We start from the raw sequence: 1,123 nt of genomic DNA, 5'->3' as shown, positions 1-1,123 counted from the left end.
GCGGCGGTGGCCGCCGAGGCGGCGGGCGTGCTCGGGTCGCGGCCGTGCGGCGCCCCCGCGGTGCTGGTCGACGATGTCATGGAGGCCCTGGCGAAGCTCACCCGCTGGCAGTCCGCGCAGATGCCGGGCGTGACGCGGATCGGGGTGACCGGCTCGTCCGGGAAGACCAGTACGAAGGACCTGTTCGCGCAGACGCTTTCGAGGGCCGGGGCCACCAGCGCGACGGCCGTGGCTTTGTTCACGGGTCGCGGTTCTGGCTCAACTTCCGTGACCGGTAACGCTGGGTTATTCGGTTAGAGATCGAAGAGTGGGTCTTCCTGAGGCTCGGGCTCGGGTGCGAGGACGGCGCGGATGCGGCTGATGGCCTGCCGCCACTTCGGTCCGTCCACTGTCTCGTCCCAGAGGTCGGCGAGCTCGGACTCCTCGGCGACCACCCGGTCGAGCGCCTCGACAGCGAGCGACCGAAGATCGATGGCGAAGATCGGAAGGGCTTCGTCGGGGCCGTAACTTGTGCTGACTGGTTCACCGCCCGGGCACTGTGCGGCGATGAGAGCGGCGGCCGCAACGGCCCCGGCTCCCTCAGGACTTTCAAGGTAGTCCCGGGTCTGGATGGTGCGGGTCAGCGTCGTCCGAACCAGGGTCTCGCGCTCGTCCTCGGCGGCTTCGTCCAGAGCGTAGGCGAAGTCTGCGGCCATGTCGTTCTCGAATGGGCCGATGTCCCAGGTGCCCATGATGATCTCCTCGCGCCACTGTGCGGCGATCATCGCAGCGGCCACCGACAAGGCCGTCATGAGGCCAGCAGGACCCGCTCGCAGACGAAGCGATCCAGGCTCAGCTGGATCGCGGGTTTCCAGAACAACCGATCACGATGAACCTTCTCAAGCCCAGACAGAACCGCGGTGATCTCAAGACTGCGCAACATCGTGCGATCGTCGCACAGCTGCTACAGCGACGCCGGGGGTGTCTGCGCACGCGTGAATGTGCACAGCCGCGTACGAGTGAAAGTGCCCAGGTGCCTGGCACACTGAAGGTTCTCGACCGGCCTCTCCACTAACCGGGCGTTTCGTCCCTGGCTTCGGACGTTAGGTTCCGCGCCAGGTGGGGGTGGTCTCGCCGGTGAGGC

General features: G+C 67.0%; 2 protein-coding genes. Both read right to left on the bottom strand.

The annotated features are described in order from the left end of the window. On the bottom strand, window positions 1-242 hold a 242-nt coding region (locus ABZ641_RS38870), incomplete at its 3' end, for a hypothetical protein (RefSeq protein ID WP_359989422.1). A gap of 51 nt (window positions 243-293) precedes the next feature. Then, window positions 294-791, bottom strand: a complete 498-nt coding sequence (locus tag ABZ641_RS38865) for a DUF4259 domain-containing protein (protein ID WP_359989420.1) — start codon at window positions 789-791, stop codon at window positions 294-296. Between the last annotated feature and the right edge of the window lie 332 nt (window positions 792-1,123).

The sequence above is a fragment of the Kitasatospora sp. NPDC007106 genome (assembly GCF_040634455.1).
In the GTDB taxonomy this organism is placed as follows: domain Bacteria; phylum Actinomycetota; class Actinomycetes; order Streptomycetales; family Streptomycetaceae; genus Kitasatospora; species Kitasatospora arboriphila.
The sequence above is the reverse complement of the archived record's forward strand: the minus strand, read 5'-3'. Positions and strand labels throughout refer to the sequence as shown.